General features: G+C 49.0%; 15 protein-coding genes. 4 read left to right on the top strand and 11 right to left on the bottom strand.

What is annotated here, in order from left to right:
- Window positions 1-194: 194 nt before the first annotated feature.
- Window positions 195-1,157 (top strand): AraD1 family protein, encoded by a 963-nt coding sequence (gene araD1, locus BMW71_RS18745; protein ID WP_092177541.1) that lies wholly within the window; start codon window positions 195-197, stop codon window positions 1,155-1,157.
- 226 nt (window positions 1,158-1,383) lie between these two features.
- Here araD1 and BMW71_RS18750 read toward each other — a convergent pair whose 3' ends face one another.
- Together BMW71_RS18750 and BMW71_RS18755 are read right to left on the bottom strand one after the other, a co-directional pair.
- A complete protein-coding gene (locus BMW71_RS18750) occupies window positions 1,384-1,563 on the bottom strand; it encodes a hypothetical protein (protein ID WP_143057685.1) in 180 nt (59 codons plus the stop codon).
- Window positions 1,564-1,843: 280 nt separating this feature from the next.
- Window positions 1,844-2,605 (bottom strand): hypothetical protein, encoded by a 762-nt coding sequence (locus BMW71_RS18755; RefSeq protein WP_092177545.1) that lies wholly within the window; start codon window positions 2,603-2,605, stop codon window positions 1,844-1,846.
- A gap of 122 nt (window positions 2,606-2,727) precedes the next feature.
- On the opposite strand from BMW71_RS18755, the gene BMW71_RS18760 reads away from it, so the two are divergent.
- Window positions 2,728-3,105: a winged helix-turn-helix transcriptional regulator gene (locus BMW71_RS18760; RefSeq protein WP_092177652.1), complete on the top strand. Its 378-nt coding sequence runs from the start codon at window positions 2,728-2,730 to the stop codon at window positions 3,103-3,105.
- A 135-nt stretch (window positions 3,106-3,240) separates the two neighbouring features.
- Here the strand turns inward: BMW71_RS18760 and BMW71_RS18765 are convergent, their stop codons facing one another.
- Window positions 3,241-4,740, bottom strand: a complete 1,500-nt coding sequence (locus tag BMW71_RS18765) for a sulfatase (RefSeq protein WP_244891225.1) — start codon at window positions 4,738-4,740, stop codon at window positions 3,241-3,243.
- 314 nt (window positions 4,741-5,054) lie between these two features.
- Between BMW71_RS18765 and BMW71_RS18770 the strand changes: the two genes are divergently transcribed.
- Window positions 5,055-7,316 (top strand): ligand-binding sensor domain-containing protein, encoded by a 2,262-nt coding sequence (locus BMW71_RS18770; protein ID WP_143057686.1) that lies wholly within the window; start codon window positions 5,055-5,057, stop codon window positions 7,314-7,316.
- Between the two features lie 34 nt (window positions 7,317-7,350).
- Here the strand turns inward: BMW71_RS18770 and BMW71_RS18775 are convergent, their stop codons facing one another.
- From BMW71_RS18775 to BMW71_RS18810, 8 genes are all read right to left on the bottom strand, one after another.
- On the bottom strand, window positions 7,351-9,033 hold the full coding sequence (locus BMW71_RS18775) for an N-acyl-D-amino-acid deacylase family protein (protein ID WP_092177656.1): 1,683 nt from the start codon (window positions 9,031-9,033) through the stop codon (window positions 7,351-7,353).
- Between the two features lie 149 nt (window positions 9,034-9,182).
- Entirely contained in the window at window positions 9,183-11,138 is a 1,956-nt protein-coding gene (locus BMW71_RS18780; protein WP_092177549.1) for a hypothetical protein, read from the bottom strand.
- Window positions 11,139-11,223: 85 nt separating this feature from the next.
- Window positions 11,224-12,612: a sulfatase gene (locus BMW71_RS18785; RefSeq protein ID WP_244891226.1), complete on the bottom strand. Its 1,389-nt coding sequence runs from the start codon at window positions 12,610-12,612 to the stop codon at window positions 11,224-11,226.
- 66 nt (window positions 12,613-12,678) lie between these two features.
- Window positions 12,679-12,981, bottom strand: coding sequence for a hypothetical protein (locus tag BMW71_RS18790; RefSeq protein ID WP_092177551.1), 303 nt, complete (start codon window positions 12,979-12,981; stop codon window positions 12,679-12,681).
- A gap of 191 nt (window positions 12,982-13,172) precedes the next feature.
- Entirely contained in the window at window positions 13,173-13,556 is a 384-nt protein-coding gene (locus tag BMW71_RS18795) for a PIN domain-containing protein (protein WP_092177553.1), read from the bottom strand.
- The gene (locus BMW71_RS18800; protein ID WP_092177555.1) at window positions 13,553-13,759 is read right to left on the bottom strand and encodes a type II toxin-antitoxin system VapB family antitoxin; all 207 of its coding nucleotides are present in this window, start codon (window positions 13,757-13,759) and stop codon (window positions 13,553-13,555) included. The genes BMW71_RS18795 and BMW71_RS18800 overlap by 4 nt, the downstream gene beginning before the upstream one ends.
- A 176-nt stretch (window positions 13,760-13,935) precedes the next feature.
- Window positions 13,936-15,033, bottom strand: coding sequence for a hypothetical protein (locus BMW71_RS18805; RefSeq protein WP_092177557.1), 1,098 nt, complete (start codon window positions 15,031-15,033; stop codon window positions 13,936-13,938).
- A 24-nt stretch (window positions 15,034-15,057) separates the two neighbouring features.
- The gene (locus BMW71_RS18810) at window positions 15,058-16,437 is read right to left on the bottom strand and encodes an FAD-dependent oxidoreductase (RefSeq protein ID WP_092177559.1); all 1,380 of its coding nucleotides are present in this window, start codon (window positions 16,435-16,437) and stop codon (window positions 15,058-15,060) included.
- Window positions 16,438-16,871: 434 nt separating this feature from the next.
- Between BMW71_RS18810 and BMW71_RS18815 the strand changes: the two genes are divergently transcribed.
- Entirely contained in the window at window positions 16,872-17,978 is a 1,107-nt protein-coding gene (locus BMW71_RS18815) for an aldo/keto reductase (RefSeq protein ID WP_092177561.1), read from the top strand.
- The last annotated feature ends 4 nt before the right edge of the window (window positions 17,979-17,982 follow it).

A 17,982-nucleotide genomic window follows, 5' to 3' on the forward strand; every position in this document is an offset into this window, starting at 1 on the left:
CGAATTGAGGGTCGCTGGGGAAAGTATATAGTTGCTTTGATAATTAGACGGTGGATAATTGGAAAATTTCATTTTAGAAGGTACAGCCGCTCTCTTTTTCCGACTTGAAAAATCCATTTTGATGCCTTTCTCCCTTGTCTTTTACACCGGGCCATGCTACCTTTTCCGTTTTCTTAACCTAAATTCATTTACTCGTGAGAATTGTACAATTTAAAAATGCGGACAACACCACCCAGGTAGGCCTGGTAGACGGAGATCACCTCCGTGTTGTAACGGATATGCAAAGTACCTACGCGTTGACGCAAAAGGCCTTCGAAACGGGCAAATCCCTCGTCGAACTCGTTGAGGAGCGGGCTGGCACCGAAAAGATCGCCTATGAGCCCCTGATAGCCAATAACCAAATTCTCCTTCCGCTCACCCATCCGGATCCCTACCGTTGCTGGATTACCGGAACCGGCCTGACACACCTGGGGTCAGCCGCCTCACGTGACAAAATGCACCAAAAATTCGCCAGCAGTGATCCCGATGAATTGACCGACTCCATGAAGATGTTTCAGATGGGATTGGAAGGAGGCAAAATGAACAATGGCGAACCCGGCGTGCAGCCCGAATGGTTTTACAAGGGCAACGGGCTTTGTGTGGTTCCCTCCGGAAAACCCCTGGTCTCCCCTTCCTTCGCCCTGGACGGCGGCGAGGAACCCGAACTGGCCGGGCTATACCTCATTGATCCGGATGGCAAACCCTTTCGTGCAGGTTTTGCCATTGGAAACGAGTTTTCGGATCACAAAATGGAAAAGATCAATTACCTCTACCTGGCCCATTCCAAACTCCGCCAAAGCGCCTATGGTCCGGAAATGCTGATCAGTGAACTACCGGATCACCTGCAGGGGCGTAGTGCCATAAAAAGGGGAAATGCGGTGATCTGGGAAAAGGAATTTCTGACCGGAAATGCCAACATGAGCCACAACATAGAGAACCTGGAACACCACCATTTCAAATACAAACTTTTCAGACAACCGGGAGATGTGCATGTACACTATTTCGGAACCGCCGTGGCAAGCTTTGCCGATGGAATCGTGGTGCAGGATGGAGATCGGTTCGAAATCAGCATTCCGGAATTTGGAAAGCCGTTGGTCAATCCGCTGAAGCAGTTGTAGGGACTTCGACGGGCTCAGTCACCGGACTTCGACAGGCTCAGTCACCGGACTTCGACGGGCTCAGTCACCTGATTGACGAGAAGTTAAAAAAAAAGACATTGGGTTTGGGCTACTGCTGGCGCAGGTTAGAAAAGGAATCGTTCGAACCAATACGGCAACCGGCCTGGAAAACAAGCCTTTCCTGGGTTGCCCCCTGGTGGGCTTGTGTCGAGTTTTTGGCTGGCCGCTAGCTGCGCTGCTTTTTCCAGCTAATTCGTATAAACCAATAGCTCAGGGTGATCAAAAATAACAGGGAACTTATCCCGATTCCCCCGGAATACATTGGGTGTCCGTGTAGCACTTTTAATGCCGCAAATCCAGTTACACTTAATGCCAGGATAGCCAGTAAAATACGCATTTTTTTCATCCTTTTTTCGGTTAGCCCACAGACAAGCAGTTCCAATCAGCCTGTTTTCCAAAATGTAGCCCAACCTGAACGTACCATCAAACGCTTCTTTCCGCTCCAACGCGCAACGTTACATATTTTCTGTCCTGGGAAACGCTGACGGGCCGCGCTGACCGCTACTTCTCGATCTTTATTTGCAGATTCGTTTTCTCGCTCACAACTCGTTAGGAAACTATTGAAAAAAAAGTGAAAAACCAAATAAAAGGATCGCGTCCCTTTATTTGGTCCTACTTGAAGCTGCTTAGTTGGCGGGAAGCGAGGCAAAATAGGCTTCCACCTCAAGCAAAGCCGCAAAATTCCGATAGGGTTCCGACGGAAAAATCTGGGGAGCAGCTGCCTGGAACGTTTCCCCGCTTTCCCAGACAATGATGACCGCTTGGGTATTTTCAGCCAGGTTGGGCATACCTTGTTCATTGAGCTTATACACCTTAAACTCCCGGGCAAATTTGTACCCATCGTAAGCCTCCAGGGATTTAAAAAAAGTATCCCGCTCTTTACCAAAGGCCTCTGGATTTTTACCCTTTCGGATGGCAAATTCCACCACATTTCCTGCTTTTTTGATCGATTCCATGTCAAAGGGCTGTCCGTCTACTGGCTCCAGTAAGGCATAGGCCAGGGGAGTAAAGGATGAGAAGTAGTCAACGGAAACCTTTTGCGGCATCAAGCGGGAAGCCGCTTCTCCAAATCCTTCCATAGAACTCCAATGCGTCATCCCAATCAAGATAGCTTCCAGATTCAAATCCGGATCAACCGCGAAAATGGGCTTCCATTTACCTTCATTGAGGCTGGCATTCTCCTTTCCCAATACTTCAACAAATGCCTCCCGGGTAGTTAGAAAATGTTGATGCTGTCCTTTGTTGGATTGATTGATGGCAAGTTCGTAAACTGGTTTCATGGCTTGTTGGTTTTTAACGATGAGTGAATTTTTTTGCAAATTAAATCCGGCAAGAATCGCTGCCCCGCTTATTGTCGCCAGAATACGTGTTGCTTTTTTATGTATCATACGTTTGTGTTTTTGGTTGAAAAATGGTAATTAGTACCCACTAAATCAACTAGTTACAAAAATAATAGTTAGTATACTTTTTGTAACCAATATTGATTATCAACACCTTAACTCGTAAAAAAATGGAAGTAAAATCGAAGCGCTTTGATGACATGGTCAGACAAATACAGGAATACGGTGGCTGCCCGGTAAGTGCAGCCTTAAAAGTATTTGGTGGAAAATGGAAGCCATTACTTCTTTATTTCATTTCTGTAGACGTGAATCGGTTCGGTCAACTTCAACGGATGATGCCGGGATGCAGCAAGCGGATGATGACCACGCAGCTTCGGGAATTGGAACGAGACGGGCTTATTGATCGGAAGGTGTTTGCCGAGGTTCCGCCCAAAGTTATCTACACCTTAACCGAAAAAGGTGAAAGTCTCCGTCCCCTATTCCGTGCTTTGAGCAAATGGGGAAGGGAGCAGGTGTTGGTTAAAGCTGCCCCAAAACGCCCGGTATAGCCAGGGATAACCCTCCGTATCCCGACTTGGACTGAGGTCGAAAAAGCAGGTGCTTGGGTAAAAGAGCGGATGGACTAGCTTCTTGCCTTTGCGAAGGCAGGCAGCAAGCCCATGAAACGTTGATTCGTTATAGGCTTATTTACGAACATTCCCTTGGACCTCATCCAGGACATTTCGTAGGCTGTCCAAAACGGCCGTGTGGCTGGCTTGCCCGACCAAATTGTTCCATTCTTCCGGATCGGTGGCATGGTCGTAAAGTTCTTCGTTGCCTCCGTCGGTGCTGCTTCCCCAGCGGGTGTATCGCCAACGACTCGTACGCAAACTCGATCCCCCATTGGCAATGGTGTAGGCGTACCGCTGTTCCGAACTTTCTGCCGATCCCTTTAATTGCGGTTCCAAACTCTTTCCTTGAAGGATGGAGGGCGTTTCGTCCGAATATCCCGCCAATCCCACCAGGGTTGGATACAGGTCCAGTAATTCTGTAGTTGTTTCGGAAATGCTTCCATAGGTCTTCTCATAGGCCTTGCCGGGAACGGAAACGATTAGCGGCACCCGGATGCTCCCCTCCCACAAGCTACTTTTTGACCAACAATCGTGCTCACCCAGGTTGTATCCATGATCCGACAGGAATACCACAATGGTTTCGTTTCGTAGGTCCAGTCTATCCAGGGCATCCAACAACCTGCCCACTTGTTGATCCATAAACCGTACGCTGGCCAGGTAAGCCCGAATGGCCTTTCGCTGCTGCAAGGCATCCATACCCCAAATTTTTTCGTTTTGCCTGCGAAGAGCCATCTCGGGTACATTTTCGCCAATTTTGACCGGAGGTAACACCACCTCTTCCAGCGAATACGGGGAGAAACTGCTTTCCGGTGCGATCAGCGGCACATGGGGGCGCACAAAGCCGACCGCAAGAAAAAAGGGGGCTTCTTTCTTTATCCGCTGCTTGTTGGTGCCATTGGCTGGTAATTTTCCAGCCCTGTTTTCCAACACCGCAATGGCCTGACTGGCGGCCAGGTAATCCGTCTGCGTTCCTTCCAGGCTATCGGCAATTACCATCTGGGCAAAATTGGACCCATAATGGTTGTTTTTGGGAGAAAGCAGTTCCAGATTGCCCGGACTCAAGGTCTCTGGACCCAGTACATTGTAGGCATAGTCCCAGGAATCCGGATCATCCCCTCCCGGCTCCCCCCGCTCAATGCCACCGGGAACACCCATGTGAAAGATCTTTGAAATCCTGGCGGTGAAATACCCTTGCTCCCGAAAAAACCCGGCCAGGGAAGGGTGGTTTGCCAACGCCGGCGTTTCCTTTCGATAGCTGCCCAATTGATCGTTGTTTCGCGTCACTCCGTTGGTTTCGGGATACAGGCCGCTCATCAGGGAAGCCCGCGACGGACCACATAACGGAAACTGACTATAAGCCCGGGTAAATCGGACTCCGGCTGCCGCCAGTCGGTCCAGGTTTGGGGTATGGTCTGCCACCTCCATATACGGACCGATTCGGGTATTCAGGTCGTCCGAAATAATGAGCAAAATATTGGGCTGCTGGGCCACTGCTAGCGGCGAAGCAAGTCCATAAGTCATTAAAATCGTCAGTTGGATAATCAATCCATACCATCCCTTATGTACCTTCATAGCTGTCGTTGTTGGGAATTAACATTCAATTAAAGCAGGTAGAACCTTTCCGAAAACCGGGAACAAACCCCTACGGAAGCCGTTTTCGAAGGGTAATGGATCCCTTTTCCCGCATACATTGGAATAAATATACCGTATTTTTTTCGATCGCTGGCTAGCCCCTCGCTCCTCCTTGTACTTCAAGGCTAGTTTTTTTATACAGCCATTGGTACCAACCCACTGTTTTCCAGTAATACACAGAAAGCATATCCGAAGTATAGCCGTACACGCACCAGGCCTACCACCGTTCTTAAAAAATATCACCCGTTAAAAAAATGAAGCCCACTTTCCTCCTCCCGCTCTTACCGCTTTTGCTGCTCGCCAGTGCCTGCAAGCAACAAACAGCTGCTGACCGTTCCACTGCCGACGTCAAAAAAAGCCATACCGATACCCTTTTCGTCCAAGAATACCACGAAGGATTTATTGTCAGTAAAGAAATGACTGGTGCGAACGACGTACGGGCCATTCATGTGGACAGGGACGAAGCCGTTTGGATCGCCACCAGACAAGGGGTTTTTTCCAAACAACCCAAATCCGACGAATGGCAGCAAAAAATACCGGATGAAAACCCCGGGCCAGCGTACGACCTGGATTCAGACGCCTCCGGACGCTTGTGGATCGCCGCCTGGGACGGAGTGTATGTAGTTGACGGAAAGGAGCTATCGAAAATGCCCGGACCAACACCACCCATTGCGCGCATTCACGCCACCGAACAGGGAGTAGTTGCTTTGGGACCGCATGGAATATGGCTTTTCCAGGAAAATCAATGGAAAGAAAAGGACTATACAAAGGCCCGAAGCATGCGGGCCGTCGCTTCCGATAAGCAGGGCGGACTATGGATCGGTACCGACGTGGGGCTCTATCACTGTACCGCGCAAGAGACGAAGGTGTTTCAGGCAAACGAAGACTTGATTAGCGCCTACGTACGTGGAATGGACTTTGACGAATTGGGCAATCTTTGGGTAGGAGGGCTCGGAGGCGTCACCATCCGGAATGGGGATCGGGTCATTGGCAAAAAGGAACCGGCAAATGGTATCACCAACGCCAACGTAAATGTGGTAAAAAGGGCTCCTGACGGAACCATGTGGGTAGGGACCGACTACGGAATTACGCGATTTCAACCCGGAAAGGAAGAATACTCCGTCCGACTAAGTAGACGATGGCTGGTAGCCGACGAGGTGCGGGACATTGATTTTGACGGAAACGGCAATGCCTGGGTGGCCACTTCCGCAGGAGTCAGTGCGATACGGAAGCAAGCCATGACCCTCTCACAAAAGGCAGCGTATTTTTACGAACAACTGATTTCACGCCATGTCCGCGAACCCTGGATTGTCGGGAGATCTAAACTGGAAATACCGGGCGACACGTCCACACTGGTGGCCGAAGATGACGATAACGACGGAGAATATACCGCCATGTACCTGGCCATGGAGTCCTTTCGCTACGCAGTCACCGGAAATAAGGATGCAAAGGAACGGGCAAAAAAAGCTTTCGATTTTTTGTATCTCTTGCGGGAGGTGACGGGAATGGACGGTTTTTTTGCACGAACCGTCGTTCCCGCCGACTGGGACAAACCCGTGCACGATAGGAACCGAACGTATACCCCCCAGGAATATGCCGAGGAAATCATCCGTAACCCCCGGCAAAAACCGGTCGAGGTTCGCTGGCATGCTTCAACCGACGGACAGTGGTTGTGGAAAGGAGATACCAGTAGCGACGAATTGGCCGGTCATTTTTTTGGTTACTATTGGTACTATTTTCTGGTTGCAGACGAGGCGGAAAAACATCGGATCGCCGGTCATGTGGAGAAAATCACCGATCACCTGGTTCGCAACGATTTTTACCTGATTGGTGTGGACGGCAAACCCACCAAATGGGGTGTCTGGTCTCCTCAAAGCCTGAATGAGGATCCGGAATGGGCTCCTGAAAAACCCTTAAACTCGTTGGAAATTCTTTCCTTTCTGAAATTCGCCCATGCGATCACGGGCAAAGAATCGTTTCAGGATGCGTACATGCGTTTGATAAAGAACCAGGGGTACCTAAAAAATGCACAGAAATTATTTACTACCAATCCGGCCTGGGAAACCTATTTTGACACCTACCTGGCTTTGTATACCTACCCGCCTCTCATCCAACTGGAAGAGGATCCCGAATTGGCTGCAGCCTACCGGCAACACCTGGATCAATGGTTCCTAAAATTCAAGGAAACGAAAAGCCCGCTGCTGAATTTCACCTATAATTTACTGACTGGTGGCAGCGAGGAATTGGCGGCCTCTATTTTCTTCCTCCAGGATGCACCGCTCAGTTTGGTCGATTGGGAAATCGATAACGGGCGCCGGGAAGACCTGCAACGAGTTCGATCTCCCATATTGGAAGAAGTGCAGGTAAACCAACTCAGACCTCCGAGTGAATACCGCACCATCCGCTGGGACCAAAACCCCTACTTCGCCGTTGCCGGAAATCCTTCACAGGAAAGGGAACCGGTGTATTGGCTGCTGCCTTATTGGATGGGACGGTACGCACACCTGATCCGGTAAGTTGCTGGAAAAACTGCATGCCTGCTTTCTTGGATTACGGTCTGTCGGGTTGATAACCAGGCCCCTTTACCACCCTACCGGGAAGGGCACCGGTATGCTCCCCATCCTTGAGCACCTGCGTTCCGTTCACAAATACATGAACCATACCGGTTGCATAGCGCATGGGATCATCGTAGGTCGCCCGGTCTTGGATTTCACCCGGGTCAAACAAGACCACATCCGCAAAAAAGCCCTCCTTCAGGGCACCTCGTTTTTTAATTCTCAAATTGGTAGCCGGCAGGCTGGTGAGCTTGTAAATGGCCTCTTCCAGGGGAATTACGTTTTCGTCGCGAACGTATTTTCCCAAAAGCCGGGCAAAATTCCCAAAGGCACGGGGGTGGGTACTGGATTTAAGAAAAACCCCTTCTGGCGCCAGGGATCGGGCATCCGATCCAAAACTCATGTAGGGCAGCCGCAATTGCTTTTTCACATTTTCTTCCGACATCAAAAAGTAAACGGCTCCCACCCTGCTTCCGTCCTGAACGACCAGGTCCATGGCGGTTTCCACCGGAGAGGTCTTACGCATTTCCGCCACCTCCGCCAGGGATTTGCCGGTCAGGTATTTCAGGCTATCGTTCTTAAACCCAATCAGGAGGATGTCCTCGTAGGCCTCCACCCCCATTAGTAAACTCTCCCATTCCGTCGTGGGAGTGACCATTTCTTTCAATAGGCGTTTTCGGACGATCGGGTCTTGCAAGCGCTCCGCCCACTGCTCGTACCCGCCCTCCTGCACCCAGGGCGGCATGGAGGCATCGAGCCCGGTAGATCCGGCGGTATAGGTGTACATGTTTGCGGTGACCGTCAATCCCGCTGCGCGGGCCGAATCAATCGTGTTTACCACCGCATCAAACTTGTTCCAATTTTCCTTGCCGGCCATTTTCAAATGGTATACTTCCGCCCGAATACCGGCCTCATCTGCGATCCGAATCAGCTCGTCCAGGCTTTCCAGCAGTTGGTTTCCTTCGCTACGCAAATGGGAGATGTACATGCCTGAATAGCTGGCGGCCACCTTGCTGAGTTCAATCAACTCCTCGGTACTGGAATAAAAGGCAGGAGCGTAGATCAACGAAGAGCCGATACCCAGAGCACCCTCTTCCATGGCCTGCCCAACCAGTACTTTCATGGAGTCCAATTCTTCTACCGTGGGCGCACGGTTTTCGAAACCCACCGTATGGATGCGAAGGGTCGTAGCCCCCACAAAGGAGGCCACATTTGGAGACACGCCCTTTTTCACAATAAAATCCAGGTACTCGCCCAGTGAGGTCCAGGAAATCGGAAATGTGACATCCCCCTGCTGCCTCAGCATATCCGCTTTCATTTGCTCACTCAGGGGTCCCATGGACGTACCTTCTCCAAAAACCTCTAGGGTAACTCCCTGGCGGATATCACTTTGCGACCTTCCGTCTTCGATAAGGGATTCGGTCGCCCAGCTGAGCATGTTGATAAAACCGGGAGCCACCACCAATCCCGTTGCGTCAATTTCTATTTTCCCCTTGGCTTCCGAAAGGGCACCGATGGCGGCAATCGTGTCTCCCCGGATACCAACATCCGTGGTAATTGCCGGGCTGCCCGATCCATCGACGACTTGTCCGTTTCGGATCAATACATCGTAGGGCTCCGGAGTGGTGCAGCCGTATACCAGGATGAAGGTTGCGAATAAGGGAAGTAGTGGTCTCATATACGTGTTGATAAAAGGTACGTCCAATCGCCCCGGCCCATTTCACCACTAAAACTAGCAAAAATTAGCCAAGGCTCCGAATCCATCCCAACTGGCATCGAAATGGTTAGCAAGAATAAGCAAAATGGATCGGTTCCCTTCCACTGTAACTAGTCGCTGACTTCCCGTAGTAACCCATCAAAATCCAGAAAAAGGGTTTTTTCGTGATACCGAAAGGTGAGCGTCTGATCTTTTCGGTCGGCCTGTACGTAGGGGGAATCGTACCTGCGGTAGTTCGTATCCACCACTTTCCCGTCCACCACAAAGTCTTTACCAAAGGCCAATTCGTAGCGCTTCCCGTTTGACCGATAGGTCAAAGTTAGTGCTTCCCGGTCAAACGCAACGGGGTTGGCCTTGACCCGCTGCACGAAAGCTGCAAAGGAGCCATCCGTTCCTGCAGCACCGGCCTCGGTAATCCAATAGGTTCGTTTGCCATGTTGGATCAGGTTATCTGTGGTACCTTCCCGAAGCTCAAAAGGCTCCGCACCGATCATGGCGCAATAGGTTTCGCCTTTCTTACCAAAGACGTACCTCCCGTCCAGCAGGGCCGAATCAAATTTGCTTGTGGGGAAATAGGCATGTGTATACCCCAGTAAGTCCATTTCCATCCAGCCCTTTTTCTCCGGGAGGGCATACAGGGAGAGGTTTACATTTTCGTCTTGCACGCTGTGGGGGATGCGCCCGTAGCCCACCCAATAGTTGGGAGATTGGTTGGGCACCCCTTTTTCCAGAGCGGGGTGGGTATGAAAAATACCAAAGTGATTGCGAATATTCATCCCAAAGACGTGCTGTTGGTCCCCATAGGTCCCGGGGTGGTAGCCCTGGGCCGTGTATAGGGTGTAATCGTTGGTTCGGTAGGTGTAGGTATTGCCTTTCTGAATGGCCACCCCATCCGATTGAGGCTTAAGCAGGCGACTAATGATGGGTTCCAACCGCAGCCACCGTAGCAGGGAAAAATCCATCATTTTAAAATCCGCCAGAAAATCGTTTGAAAACATCCGGTAAGTGCGAATGTGGTGCAGGGAATTTCGGATCACTTCGGGATTGGTAAATGCCTCCATTCCCCATTGCATCATCATGCTGCGGTCATCGGTCCCACCAAACCCTTCGGCATGCAATTCCGAAATATCCAATCCATTGCTTTGCTTGATGACCTGAACGGAGGAATCTTTCGCAATTTCAGAAAAAACAGTAGGGATCGTGTAATTCGGGCTTTTGAGCAATCCATAGGTCATTCCAGGACCCGGGTCCTGTCCCTCCCCCCAAAAATAATGGATCAGCCTTCCCAGCGTGGACTGACGCCCCCCTTTTCGGTTGCCTTCGTAAGCCCTCCCGCTGGCACTGACGAATAGCGTATGGGCACTCTGGGAAGCCATGTCGTAAAACAACAAATCCAGGATCATTTTACTTTTCACCACAACCGCTTCGTCCCGGGCAAAATCAATCAGATTAATCAGGGCGGCGATATCTTCTACGTAATACGTTCCCGAATAGAACTCCGTAAACCCGTAATTCCACCGCATTTCCAACCAATCCAGGATCCGTTTCCTTGCCTTTTCTACGTGCTGTCTACCGGTCAGTCCACTGTTGGAAAAAACACGATCCGGGTATTTTTGCCCAATCAAATATTCCGCAGATGCAAAGAGAATTTGGTGGTTTTCACTCCAATAGCACATGGAATTCTCCCCGGGCTCGTCCCACCAATACCGGAAATTGAACAACACCTCCTGGGTTTGTTTCCGATAGGATTCGGGCATGCGATCCTCCGCTTCGTACAAAATCCGGATAAGATTCACCAGCCTAAAATCCGCACAATCGTACTCATTTTGTATGTATTCCAACCCTCCCTCCAATTGCCCCCAATCCACCGCTTCTTTGCCGTTTGCCAACTGGTAATACAATTCATTGATTTGCAAATTGATTTCTTTTTCCGGACGCACCGGAAATATCTCGTACCCGGAAATCCGGATGTAATCCAACAGAAAGGTGATTGCAAGAAAAACTACCAGCAACAACAGCACGAATGTACCTTTGCGGTAGATTCTGGAAGGATCATTTTTTTGCATTTCGTATATTTTTGCAGCAACCTGTCCGATCGAACAACCCGTCCCTGAAGCCGATGACTGTTTGGAAGGCTACCCTTGCTTTTTTTTACTGGCTATCCCTGATTTTCTGGTTTCGAAAATAGTCATTATTATCGTAGCGGGAGGCTTCGGCCCATTTTACATTCGTTTTCGGCAGTAATTTTCTCAATTCCACTTTGACGGAGGCATACATTTCCGCGGCGGCCTGGTTGTACCATTCGTTGGGGTCTCGTCTAAGGTCGTACAATTCTTCGGCGCCGTCCTCGTAACGAATGTACCGGTAGTCGTTGGTCACGATGGCGTGGTTGTCTCGAGCCCAGGTACTGATGGCATGGGTCTGCCAGTTCTTATCCGGCTCCGCCAGCAAGGGATACAGGCTGCGGGCCTCGATGTGGGACGGCGCTGGAAGCCCTGCGAGTTCGGCCAGCGTGGGATAAATCGCGAATAACTCCACCGGCGCATCCACTCGTTTATTTTCCGGGATACCGGGACCGGCAAAGACAAGCGGAGAAAGGGTAGCCCGGTTCCAGAGCGCCACTTTGGCAAAGGTACCCTTTTCTCCCAGGCGGTATCCGTGATCGGACCAGAGTACTATCAGGGTATTTTTGGCGTGTTTACTTTCTTCGAGGGCGGTGAGCACTTCCCCGATGTAGTGGTCCACAAAGGAAACACTGGCCAGGTAGGCGTGAAGAATGTTTTTCCATTGCCTGTTTTCGATGGCCCAGCGGGTGGTAGGCATCATGGGTAAATCGTCTATTTCCAATGCTATCTGCGGCAGGTCATCCCTGTCAGTTTCCAGGTACGGCGGGTAATGAATGCGCGCGGTATCGTACAGGTCAAACCATTTTTGAGGCACATGCCAGGGAACGTGGGGGCGAAGGAAACCTACGGAAAGAAAAAAGGGCTGCTCGTAGTCCCGCTGCAAGCGTTCTATGGCCCATTTGGCGGAGCGGTAATCGGGCATTTGATCGTCTCGCTCGGGAAAGGCTCCCCAATCGGTAGAGGTTCCTTTTTTATCCCAGTGAAAGGTTTGTGCCGGTTTGGGACCAAAGCCCGCTTCCCTCCCGCCACTTTCATCCAATAAACCTTCCGGCGCGTGATTATGGAAAATTTTCCCTACACCCATGGTGTAGTAGCCCGCATCCTTGAAGTATTGGTGCAGCAAGGTGATCTTTTGGGTAGCCTCGTTGGTTTCCTTGATTTGATTGTCATCGATAAAGCCATAAATCCCTGTGGTGGAGGGCCTGAGTCCGGTCATGATGGACATTCGGGAGGGGCTACACATGGGGGCCTGACACTGGGCATTGGCAAACAACAGCCCCCGGGCTATCAGGAAGTCCAGGTTGGGTGTATGGGCATCCGGATGGCCCATCCCGCCGATAAAATCGTTCAAATCGTCCACGGCAATCATCAGGATATTCGGTGGTGAAGTTTGCTGGGCCTGTAACCAACCCATGTTTATAAAAAGTAACCAAATAAAACAGAATAAAACAGGGTCGATTTTTTTCATTACAGGCAACATTCAGATGAATTTCATGTGGTAAAGTACCAAAAACAAGAGCACCAGGTTTAGTACCATCCTTAAAATAGCAAATAACCAGTTCGTGTGCGTATTTCTTTCTTCTTCGTCATTCAAGACCTGGTAAAAAAGTATGCCTATCAGAATAAAATTAACGGCCAAAATAAGTAATGACAGGTACCCCACCCAATGGGGCCAGTTTAAATATACCATCAAACCATTGAGTACATAGGCAGTCATTGTAAGGATACTCGTATTGCTATGCAGTTCCCTGGGATGAAAAAAGGATAGTGGATTGGCTTCCATGATTTTAAATTGAATGAAAAATTCGGAAAAATCAAGTAAGGAGTTTTATATTATGACTTAAGCATTTTCCTTTGAGGCCAAATGAGCGGGTAGCCAACAGGTATACTTCGTATAGCTTCATTAGCGATTGAGGGAAATTGAGTGGGATTGGACTTCGACAGGCCCAGTCCCCAGATTGAAGAAGATAAGCTTTAAGGATTAAACAACAAATCATACCCCACAACTTGCTTCAATTTTTTATCCAACGTCCAGAGTTGGAGTTCGTTTTTCTGTACTGCATTAAAAATTATCGCATCGATTATTCCTACTCCATGATGAACCAAGCCAGAATGATACGAAAGTAAACCTGATGCCATCACCAAAAAAGGTTCATCCAAAGTAGGAACCAAAGATGCATATTCCAGAATAACATTTACCTCTCTTTTGCTTTTTGCACCTTGCAACAGTTCGGCAAAAATAAGCTCAAGGCCAAACACCCTGCCATGCTCAAGAAGTTCCTGGCAAACAGTAAAGTATTTGGGATTTCCCTTCAGGTATTCAATCCAGATGGAGGTATCGAACACAACACCTCTCATTCGCGATTCAAGTCCCGTATTTCCTTCGCAGCGTACCTAAACGCCAATGGATCATTCAGAACCGTGGCTCCCAATTGCTTGATTTTTTGGGTTCTGATGTAAGCAATTAAAGCGATTTTTACCGTTTCTGTGATGGTATCTGCCTTGGATAATTCCATGGCTTCCGCTATCAACTCGTCAGGAATAATGGCTGTAACTTTCATACTATTAACTTTTTACGAATATACGATAAAGTATCGTATTTTTACCAGTTAATAAAAGCAAAATTCTAAAAAATCTGGACCAACAGGATTTTACTTTAATTGGTGGAGCTGTAAGCGATTTAACTCCCACAATAGAAAAAGCCAACTGTCTCTCCTTTGCACCAGGGATCCCTTTACTACTCAGGACTCCTGCCATGCTTCTCCAGAAACTGAAGTACCTGACGCTCCACAAAACTGTTTTCATGGGGTATCATTTCGCCTAGTGCTTCATTTAATTTGGCTGAATTATAAACCTCATGAACCGTATATAACTTCAGTAACTTTACCAGCTGTGGACCATTCACCTGGCTAAGATTTGCCAGTGAATGATCCACCACTGCCGGATTTAAATGGGCTGCTTCTGCCAATTGATCAAAAATAAGATTTTCTATGCCATGGTCCACCTTACCGATAAGCTTGAAAAGCTGAAGCTGTAACTCCTCCGATTCCAATTGTTCACTAGTAAGTGATTTCAATACCAGGTAGGACTGAAAATATTCTTCTTCAAGGAGTATACCCATTAAAGCATCAATCACCGAATCATCCAGTTTGGTAAGTAACCCAAGCCGTTCCAATGCCCAGGTCCGGTCACTTTGATCCGTACTTTGCAGGATTTCGGTAAACAAATACGGATCAAGTTGTTTTTCTGTCAGCTCCATGACCTGCTGTTGGACCGGACCATGGACCACATGGTATAGTTTATGGGTAGTATAAGCAGCACCGGGTACGACATACTCCAGCACATCCTTTGCCGTAGCACCCGATACCCCATCTACTGAATGCGCATCCGTCTCCGAATGACCCACCAAATCTTCCAGGGAATACGTGCCCAAAGGAAGAAAGGGATCTGCCAGCAGGCGATGCAATTCCTCGTATTCCATCGTTGAAAAGGGCTCGTGGTCGTATTTGCTCAGGTACTCCCCATCCAGCAGTTCAAAACCCAGGTACCTGCCTGTGATGTTCCAGTAAACCCGTATTTTCAAGGGACGGCACGTGTTATCATAGCACACGCCGGTATGAAGATCCATAAAATAATTCAGGGGAATACCCGCTGCACCCTCTTTCGGAGTCATTTCTTGCCGGTACAAGGAATCGTTGATGGATACAGTGATCAACCGGGAGGAATCCGCTATGGGTATGGTCGCAGGTTGAAAATACCGGATATCCTCTTCTTTTTCGTAAAAAAACAGGATCAATGAAAGTCCGATCAAAAATCCCTTTATCCAATGGATCATTTATCGTTGATTTGTAAGTAATGCTCAGGCCTCCGGCACAATCCCACCATGTTCTCTCAGTAAATTTTTTAACGCATCCAGGGGGACTTCAGCCGGTGTAACCTGGTATTTGATGGCCAAAACAGCCGCCGCTGCCGCTGCCTGTCCCATTCCCATGCAAGATGCCTGCACCCTTAGGGCAGAATTGGCCAGGCGATCACTACTCAAACAGCGTCCCGCCACCAAAAAATTCCGACTGCCTTTTGGTATCAGCGCCCTCAGCGGTATGGTAGCTACCACATCCTCTTTCAGAAACTCCTGGTAAATGGATTCCCCGTTTCGGTGTAAATCTATCGGATAAAACGAGTAAGACAAGGAATCGGGGAATACTTTTCCAGAAACATAGTCTTCATGGCTGATTTTGTAAAGTCCGTCGATTCGGTAGGTTTCACGAACGGCTGTTTCAGTCTGCGCATCCATTAATCTTAATTTTTCACATCCCGGAAAGGTTCGCAATTTCCTGATCAGGTTCAGTAAGGAAGCCCGGCCCTCTATGTTCGCCTGTGTATGTAATGCTGCAGTTGACGAGTCGGCCCCATGCACATACACATAATTATAGGGTACAGTAGGAGGAAAATTATTCACCGAGGATTCTACCTTTACCTCATCATTGATCAACATATTTTGTCGGAGTCGGCCGTGGTATTCTTTGGGGATTTTGGACAGGTCCAGGGAATCAAAATCATAGCCTCCAATCCGAAAGATAAAAGATCCCGGTTGGGTATCTGCTTCGCGCAAAAGGGGAAAGCCTGCGATAGATGCGGCGGCGGCATTCCCCGAACAGTCGATGATCTGATCGCAAATAATTTCGTGGGTAATTCCTTTGCCAACGGTTTTTACGGTCCATTTGCCACCATTAAAGGTAATTTCGGTAGGCGTTTCATAAAAGTGAATATCAACCCCAGCTTCCGTGCATTTTTCCTCCGCAAGCAGCGCATACAGCGCCCCGTTCACGGTTACCTGATGCCTCCAATGGCGGATCGTGGTATTGTTGGGTACGATGGAGAAATTGGGCAGTATGTCGTCGTTCAAATTCACCGCCTCCATGACCAGTTCCCAGCCAATGCCGCCGATGATCTGCTTTCCCCAGGCATGAAAAATTCCGGGAAAGGATACCCCTCCGGTGGTAGTGGTTCCTCCCAATTGGCTGCCACTTTCAATCAGGATGGTTTTGGCTCCGGCCCTGCCCGCCTGAATGGCTGCTACCACCCCGGCTGTTCCTCCCCCGATAATCAAAATATCGGTTTCAATTTTCTGCTTTTTGATGGTATAGGGTGCTGCCAGAACCTCGCCTTTGGAAAGTTGGGGGGCGGTCAGTCCAACGGATATCGCTCCCATTCTGGCTATCATTTCTCTTCTTTTCATTTTCTATTGATTTGCATGGCTTGAAAGCCCTGGAAGGTTTTAAAAACCTGGCAGGACTGAAAATGACCCGGGATTAATCGGTGAATATAAAAAGAATTAGCTACTTTTTGGACAAAAGCTTTTGCCTACCTGAAGGTTTTCCCCCTACTTAAAAATAAACCCTGTTTTTATCCATCTCCCTAATCATCGTATCCAATAACCACTCAACGAAAACGATTACCAAACAGGAAGCAACGCGAATAGACGGGCATTTGGATGGATTAAGGTTGCCCTTCAACCAAAAATCAAGTAATTTTAAGTTGATAATTATTGTAAAATGTAGTCGGATTTCCGTAAAAAACTGCAATAAATCGATCCAATCTGCCGATTTTGGGTTCTTATAGGATCCACTAATCAATAATTCCGGCGGATTGCCGAACTTTATACCCTACCTTATGAGCAGCAGAAGAAATTTTATCCATAAATCCCTGCAATTGGGAGCAATCACCGGTATGGCTTCCATTTTACCCGGATATCATTTTAACACGACAGCAGCTATGACTTCGAAAGCAAAATTTGACAAGGTCACCCTTCCGGCCAACTTTGGCCTGGGGGGTGTGGCTATAGGCAATGGTTTCAGACCTACCACAGATGAACAGGCCCAATTGGCGCTAGAAGGTGCCTGGGAGGCCGGAGTACGGTTTTTTGATACGTCCCCCTGGTATGGACTGGGACTTAGCGAACGGCGGTTCGGACGTTTTCTTCACAATCAAAAGCGGGAAGAGTATATACTGGCCACTAAAGTAGGCAGGCTATTAAAAGCCGCAAGGCAGGCACCCGGAAACAATTCCTGGAAAGAAGCTTCCCCCTTTGACTACGAATACGACTACAGTGCCGCGGGAGTCCGCAGGTCCGTAGAAGACAGCCTGCAGCGGCTGGGCATTAACAGCATCGACATTGTTTTTATCCATGACCTCTCCCCTGAAAATGGAGACATGAAGGACAACTGGATGGATTACTTTAAGGTGGCGGCCAAAGGTGCCATGCCCGAACTGACGAAGATGCGGGAAGAGGGATTGATCAAAGGCTGGGGGCTTGGTGTAAACCGCATCGAACCCATACTGGAGACCCTCAAAGTGGCCGATCCGGATGTCTGCCTCTCTGCGACCCAATACTCACTCATGTACCATGAAGATGCCCTGGAGCGTTTGTTTCCCGCCTGTGCCGAAAAAGGCGTGGACATTGTGGTGGGTGCCCCCCTGAATGCCGGCTTCCTGGCAGGCATAGACCGGTACAACTACTGGGGAGAAATGCCGGAGGGATTTAAAGAAAAGCGACGACAAATGACAGAAATCGCCAAACGACATGGGATTGACCTGATCTCCGCTGCTTTGCAATTTTCTGCCGCGCCTTCTGTGGTCTCTGCAGTCATTCCCGGGACCCGGTATCCCGATCAGGCGAAGGCCAATGTAGCAGCCATGCAAGTAAAAATTCCACAGGCATTTTGGGAGGAGTTGGTAGCGAAAAAACTGATTTCGGATAAAGCACCCTGGCCGCAGTAATTCC

Source organism: Cyclobacterium xiamenense, assembly GCF_900109255.1.
Taxonomy (GTDB): Bacteria; Bacteroidota; Bacteroidia; order Cytophagales; family Cyclobacteriaceae; genus Cyclobacterium; species Cyclobacterium xiamenense.